The 6,452-nt window shown below is 53.5% G+C and carries 7 protein-coding genes; 1 reads left to right on the top strand and 6 read right to left on the bottom strand.

Annotated elements, in window-relative coordinates; all coding sequences use genetic code 11:
• On the top strand, positions 1–543 hold a 543-nt coding region (locus tag H6F43_RS16595), incomplete at its 5' end, for a glycosyltransferase family 2 protein (protein ID WP_206754579.1).
• Positions 544–564: 21 nt separating this feature from the next.
• On the opposite strand, the gene H6F43_RS16590 is transcribed toward H6F43_RS16595, so the two are convergent.
• The 6 genes from H6F43_RS16590 to H6F43_RS16565 all read right to left on the bottom strand — a co-directional run.
• Positions 565–1,047 carry a GNAT family N-acetyltransferase gene (locus tag H6F43_RS16590; protein ID WP_242025693.1) on the bottom strand — a complete coding sequence of 161 codons (483 nt, stop codon included), beginning with the start codon at positions 1,045–1,047 and terminating at the stop codon, positions 565–567.
• A gap of 17 nt (positions 1,048–1,064) precedes the next feature.
• Positions 1,065–1,307 carry a hypothetical protein gene (locus H6F43_RS16585; protein ID WP_190343826.1) on the bottom strand — a complete coding sequence of 81 codons (243 nt, stop codon included), beginning with the start codon at positions 1,305–1,307 and terminating at the stop codon, positions 1,065–1,067.
• A 90-nt stretch (positions 1,308–1,397) separates the two neighbouring features.
• Positions 1,398–2,669, bottom strand: a complete 1,272-nt coding sequence (locus H6F43_RS16580; protein WP_347272423.1) for an AmpG family muropeptide MFS transporter — start codon at positions 2,667–2,669, stop codon at positions 1,398–1,400.
• A gap of 63 nt (positions 2,670–2,732) precedes the next feature.
• Complete coding sequence (gene lexA, locus H6F43_RS16575) at positions 2,733–3,353, bottom strand: transcriptional repressor LexA (protein ID WP_190343828.1); 621 nt, start codon at positions 3,351–3,353, stop codon at positions 2,733–2,735.
• A gap of 752 nt (positions 3,354–4,105) precedes the next feature.
• Positions 4,106–5,026 (bottom strand): ornithine carbamoyltransferase, encoded by a 921-nt coding sequence (gene argF / locus H6F43_RS16570; protein WP_190343825.1) that lies wholly within the window; start codon positions 5,024–5,026, stop codon positions 4,106–4,108.
• 439 nt (positions 5,027–5,465) lie between these two features.
• Positions 5,466–6,452 (bottom strand): uroporphyrinogen-III synthase (locus tag H6F43_RS16565; RefSeq protein ID WP_190343824.1); only part of this gene is annotated, 987 nt, incomplete at its 5' end.

Here is a 6,452-nt window from a genome sequence, read left to right as displayed (position 1 = left end):
CGCCTGCATTTGGACCAGTGGGACGTGGACTTTATGACGTTCCCAACCGTAGAAGAAGAAGGCGTAACGACGGCGATCGCTTTATGGCACCAGCGGAACCGCTGGGCGGAGGGCGGCTATCAGCGGTATCTCGACTACTGGAAGCCGATTTTGAGAAACCGCTTGGGCACGCAGAAGACGCTGGATCTGTTCATGTTCTGGATTATTCAGTACCTACTGCCTACAGCGATGGTGCCGGATTTGCTGATGTCGCTGCTGCGAAATCGTCCATCTCTGCTGACGCCGCTGACAGGGTTAACCTTCACGCTGCCGATGATTGGAATTATGCTGGGGCTGCGGCAGATTCGCCGGAGCGATCGCCTCCATCTATCCAGTCGGAACGCTTTTCTGTCTGGGTTCCGAACACTGCTTCACACGCTGTTTGGAACGCTCTACCTGTTCCACTGGCTACCTATCATTGCAACAATGACGGCGCGGGTGGCAGTCCGCCCAAAACGGCTGAAGTGGGTTAAGACAATCCATCAGGGCACTGAGCAGCACTAGGGTGCCTCGATAAACTAGGCACTACAGCGGCTTCACCATCCAAAGCGATTGGGTCTGAAATCCGAGGCGGCGATACAGCTTTAGAGCAGGAAGATTGGATTGAAACACCTGGAGTCCAATCTGACGATCGCCCCGCTCCCGCGCCCACGCCTCTGCAAGCTGCATCAGCGCTAAGCCGATACCTTGGCGGCGATGCTCCGGCAGAACATAGAGCAGAAAGACATGGGCATGTCGATCGCCACTAATCTGGCTAATGGCGTTGCCCAGCCAGAGACAGGCGATCGCAGGTGGACTGGTTGAGGGAAATCCGCTCGCATCCTCTGCCAGTTCGACCCACCACGTCGGCGTATCTGAGGAGAAGTACTGCTCCACCGTATAGGCTAGGTGCGCGTAGTCGCTTCCGGGCTGCATTTCCTCGTAAGTCCGCTGCATAAACTGGACTAGACGCGATCGATCTAGCCCCGACCCGCGACGGCGACGATAGCCAGGTGGAAGGGATGTCAAAGTTAGATGTACAGAAACTAGAGGCGCGCAGACAGCGCCGGATCGTCGGGCAAGCCTCTGATCAGCGCTGAGAGCGCTGGAGGCAACTCGGCAACGGCACGCGTTTGCGTGCGCTGAGCGCGCTCAGGGCTAGATTCTTCAATCGGAGCGGGAGCCGCCATATCCGAGGGCAGGAAAATGCGGGAGCTGACAACGACCAGCGCAAATAGAAAGACCAGGACGATCAACAGAGGGGCAATGTACTGCCGAAAGATTGCCATGACACTAACCGTAGACGTGCAATTTAGCTGGATTCTGAGCGTTAACTTAAGATTTGTGACGCTTTCTTCATCCTACTACTGATTGCGACGTTAGGGGTTATTGCGATCGCCGCTGTTAGCCGTTTCAAGGTGTCCATGCCAGGGCGCCACGATCGGCAGCAGCAGCAGTCCGGGAAGTGCGGCTATAAGCGTTAGCAGAAAGAACCCAGACCAACCTGTTGCTGTGGCTACATTGCCAGCAGGAGCAGCAAGAAGAGTGTTTCCGGCGGCCATTAGGCTAGACAGTAATGCAAACTGCGTCGCGGTAAACGCATGGTGACAGAGGCTCATCAGGTAAGCAACAAATCCTGCGGTCACTAGTCCCGCACAAAAATTTTCTAGATTGATTGCCAGCAGCAGCAACGCACTGGATTTTGGCAGCAGCGCCAAAGAGAAGTAGCCGAGATTGCTGAGCGCCTGCAACGCCCCAAAGACCCACAGCGATCGAGTAATTCCCAGTCGTGTCACCAGCACTCCACCACCGATAACACCAACTGTCGTTGCCAAAAAGCCAGTACTAGCTTGAATCGTGCCAATCTCCGTTTTGCTGAAGCCCACATCAAGCAGAAATGGAGTCGTCATATTGCCTACCAAGGCATCACCCAGCTTGTAAAGCAGAATAAACGCCAGAATCAGCGTGGCAGACCCAACGCCAAATCGCTGAAAGAACTCTTGAAAGGGTAGATAAACCGCTTCTACTAGAGACTCCGGTGGACGATCGCGCACGGCAGGTTCCGGTGCCCACCAAGCTGCCACTAGTCCAACCGCCATCAGAGCCGCCATGATTCGATACACCCAACTCCACGGCAGCACATCCGCCAGAATCAGCGTCAATGAGCCAGAAACCAGAACGGCAATTCGGTAGCCCAGCACCCAGGTTGATGCCCCAATCCCTAACTCTGTTTCGGTCAAAACATCAGTGCGATAGGCATCTCCAGCAATGTCCTGAGTCGCACTCAGAACAGCGACCATCAAAGCGGTGAGTGCCAGTAGATGCAGCGTCTGGGCAGGCTGCTGGAACGACAGTGCCACGATCGCCAGAAGTAGCCCAACCTGTGTAATAACGAGCCATCCTCGACGGCGTCCCAAAAAAGGCGGCACAAAGCGGTCCAGCAGCGGGGACCACAGAAACTTGAGCGTGTAGGGCAACCCAACCAGGCTAAACCAGCCGATCGTGCCTAAATCGACCTGCGCCTCTTTCATCCAGGCTTGCAGCGTTCGACTGGTTAGCAGCAGCGGCAGTCCTGAGGAAAAGCCCAGAAACAAAAGAGCCGCCATCGTTCGGCTCTGAAAAATTTGCAGCAGGGGACGAAACGTGTTCACGACTGAACCGGGTGGCTAAACATTCAGCCATCATGCCATAGCGAGAACTCCTACTATCGGATGCTACAGTTTGCCGTAGCCCCGCCACACGCCCACCAACACGCCTTGAACGTCAATTTGGGTCGCAGAAATCTCGATCGCTGGATACTTCTCTTTGTCTGGATTACCAGGTTGCAGCGTTACTTTACTGCCCTTGCGATGGAAGTATTTCAGTGTGGTTTGTCCTTCAACGCGGGCGGCAACGATCGTGCCATTCTTCAGCGCTTTGGGGTCGTTGGTCGGCTGCATAACCACGATGTCGCCATCGTCGATCAGAGCTTCGATCATGCTGTGTCCGCGTACGCGCAACGCAAAATAGCGCGGATCGAGCAGCAGGTTAGAAAAGTCGAGATGCTCCACTTCAGCGTCCTGAAAGGCTTCAACCAAACCGCCTGCGGCGATCGCGCCTCGAATCGGCACCCCTGGCGCATTCGCTTGCGTCAGGCGAATCGTACGTGCTCTGCCCTCGGTCCATTCGATATAGCCCTTGGTTCGCAAATGCTCTAGACGGCTCTGCACAGGAGCAGGTGATTTCAATCCCATTGCTCGCATCATCTGACGAATCGATGGAGAGTGTTGATTCTGACGGATGTAGCCCACGAGCCAGTCGTACAACTCCTGCTGGGCATCCGTGAGCGCTTCCATAGGGGATTCCATAAAAATACCAAGAGTAGACAGGTCTTAGAACACTTGTACCATTAAATTCTTAACCTGTCCAGTCTTTAAAGAAATTTTAGATTCGCTCCTGTAAAAGTCCCGCCAATTGTTAAGGAGTGCAATAAAATCCTAACTTCTGTTGAAAACTATAGACTCTTCTCTCGTTCTCCGGTTCTTGGCAAGTTTACAGCTAAAAATCTAAAGAAAGTCTTAAATTACAGACTAACGAGTATGGATAGCTACCAGACAACGAATGTGAAAGTCACGACGCTGCGACTGTTTTGGGGGGTCGTAGAAGAAACGCAAAGTGACACATTACTTAGGCTCAATGACACTCAACTCGTAAAGCAACTGGTGTGGCAGGTAACTAATCGCTTGATCCTCAGTAGCGAGGAGACCTGTGCCCTGGGTGATTATATCCGCACGAGGACCATGCTGATTCGAGATCTCACACGGTCGGCAGGTAGCCAGCGCGAAGGTTGGGCTAGCTTTTCTAACGCCCAGCACCCATTGGACAAGGAGCGGTGCTTTCCAGCTTAATTTTAGTGGGGGTGAGATAGCCCTTCCGGCTGTCCGGAACAAACGATATGCCGATTCCATAAAATTTGCATTTTATTTAGTTCGCATTTTAAGCGAAATCAAATGAGGGTCGAGCGAAGTCGAAGCACAGCTTCCAGCCTTAGAAGAACAAGCATTGCCAGGTTAATAAGACCAAGAGTTATTAACTTGCTAGCAGGGGGTCAAGCAGCTCCTAGTAGGCTTGCTAGAAGCGCCTGTTGAGCGTGCATTCGATTCTCTGCTTGGTCCCAAAGGCGAGAGTGTGGTCCTTCCATCACTGCATCAGTAATTTCTTCACCGCGATGAGCTGGGAGACAGTGCAGGACGATCGCGGCTGAATCTGCATACTCCAGCAGGGCTTCGTTGACCTGGTAGGGCTGAAAAATGGGGACGCGGCTTTGGGCGAGGTCTTCCTGCCCCATACTTGCCCAAACATCTGTATAAAGCGCTTGAGCGCCTTTGGCAGCGGCGATCGGGTCTGTGGTCACCACAACCTCAGTACGATCGCCTGCGATTGCCCGCGCCTGCTCGACGATTTCTGGCACCGGTTGATAGTCTGGTGGCGACGCAACACGCACGTTAACGCCTGCCAGCGCACAGCCCAGCAGCAGTGAGTGTGCCACATTGTTGCCGTCGCCTAAGTACGCCAGTGTCGTCCCTGCCAGCGTACCAAAGGATTCCTGGATCGTTTGTAGATCTGCCAGCACTTGGCAGGGGTGCTCTAAGTCGCTGAGCGCGTTGACGATGGGAATGTTGGCGTAGTGCGCGAAGGTTTCTAGATCGCGCTGCTCGAAGGTGCGGATTGCCAAAATATCCAAATAGCGATCGAGCACGCGGGCCGTGTCTGCGATCGGCTCACCTCGGCTCACCTGGGTAACGCTGGGGTTGAGATCGAGCACCTGTCCGCCTAGACGAAACATTGCCGCAGAGAAGCTGACTCGCGTACGGGTGGAGGCTTTGTAGAACAGCAATCCCAAGGTTTTCTGACATTGAAGGGTGACGGAACCCGATTTCAGTGCGGCAGCAAGTTCTAGAAGCTCTTGCAGTTCGCCCACGGAAAGGTCAGATAGCCTAAGTAGGTCGCGTCCGGTCAATGCCCCCATTGGTTTTAACCTTCTGTACAAACGTGTCCTACAAAACCTACCAGATCTCCCGAAGTTCGCCTAGGGGTTCTAGCTATTCGTGAGCCTGAAGCTCCCATACCAATTCGGAATTCGGAATGCGCAATTCGTAATTGCAAATGCTCAATTCCACCTGAGTTCTAGTGTTCTGGTCCTCATTGACTGACAAAACTTCGGAAGACCTCTCCCCAATCCCTCTCCGGCGCGGAAAGGGGAGCTAGACAAATTTCCAGTTCCCTCTCCTCGCAGGAGAGGGTTAGGGAGAGGTTTTCAGCGAGTTAAGCAAACGATTTGTTAGTCAAACGGGTTCTGGTCTATAAGATGGAGTTTAGAGAGTTGGTATTACTCAATCGCAGTCTTAACAAGACTGTGGGCGTCACTGCTTGACGCCTGATCGACAGCTGTAGTGCTCGGTGTAGTCTTACGGTTTGATGCTGGAGCCTTCGCGGCTGAGCCATTGCGCGATCGCCTGCGTCAATCCCTCGACGGTGTATTCTTGCGCCTCGACGTCGAAGCGACCTAAAAGGCTTTCGCAGGCTTTGCTAGTTTGGGGACCGATCGCGGCAATGCAAACGCCGTCCAGCCAGGACTGCCAGGAAAAATCTTCTTGAGAGCGCTCTAGTAGCTGGCAGAAGAACTTGACAGTTTTGGAACTGGCAAATGTGATGACATCAACGCGGCGGTTTTGCAGGGCAGCAAGGGCAGCAGGATTCATCGTGTCTGGACAGCGAGACTGGTAAGCAGCCACCTCAGTGACGATCGCACCTTTTGCCGTGAAGTTTTTCACCAATACATCCCGACCCCCACTTTCGACTCTAGGGAAGAGAACTTTTGCACCGCTAAGGGGACCAGGAAAGCGCTCTGCAAGGGAATCAGCAACAAATTCAGGTGGTACAAAGTCTGGCTGTAAACCGCGCTGTCTCAGCTTCTGCGCTGTCTTCTCACCAACTACCGCGATTTTAATGCCTGCGAGCGCGCGAATATCTTGAATTTGAGTCGCCAACCGATCGAAGAAAAACTCAACGCTGTTTGCTGAAGTCAGAACCAACCAGTCAAACTCTCGCAAACGCGCGATCGCGCTATCTAATCCATCCCAGCTAGACGGTGGCACAATCTCCAACGCGGGCATATCAATGACGACGGCTCCTTCGGATTTTAGACGATCGCTGAACTGACTAGATTGGTTCGCAGAACGAGTGACGAGAACGGTTTTCCCGGATAGGGGGCTTTGAGGAACAAAATTCGTAGACACAACAGAATCCAGTAGCGAACAGATGGACTGCACCGCACGCAGCCGAACAACCTCTCCAACGACAATAACGCACGGAGAAAGGATTTTACCAGTCGTCTGCGCCAGAATATCAGCTAAGGTTCCGTCCCAAATCTGCTGCTCCGGGCGACCTGCCCA

This window comes from Leptolyngbya sp. FACHB-36 (assembly GCF_014695955.1).
In the GTDB taxonomy this organism is placed as follows: Bacteria; Cyanobacteriota; Cyanobacteriia; order Leptolyngbyales; family Leptolyngbyaceae; genus FACHB-36.
The sequence above is the reverse complement of the archived record's forward strand: the minus strand, read 5'-3'. Positions and strand labels throughout refer to the sequence as shown.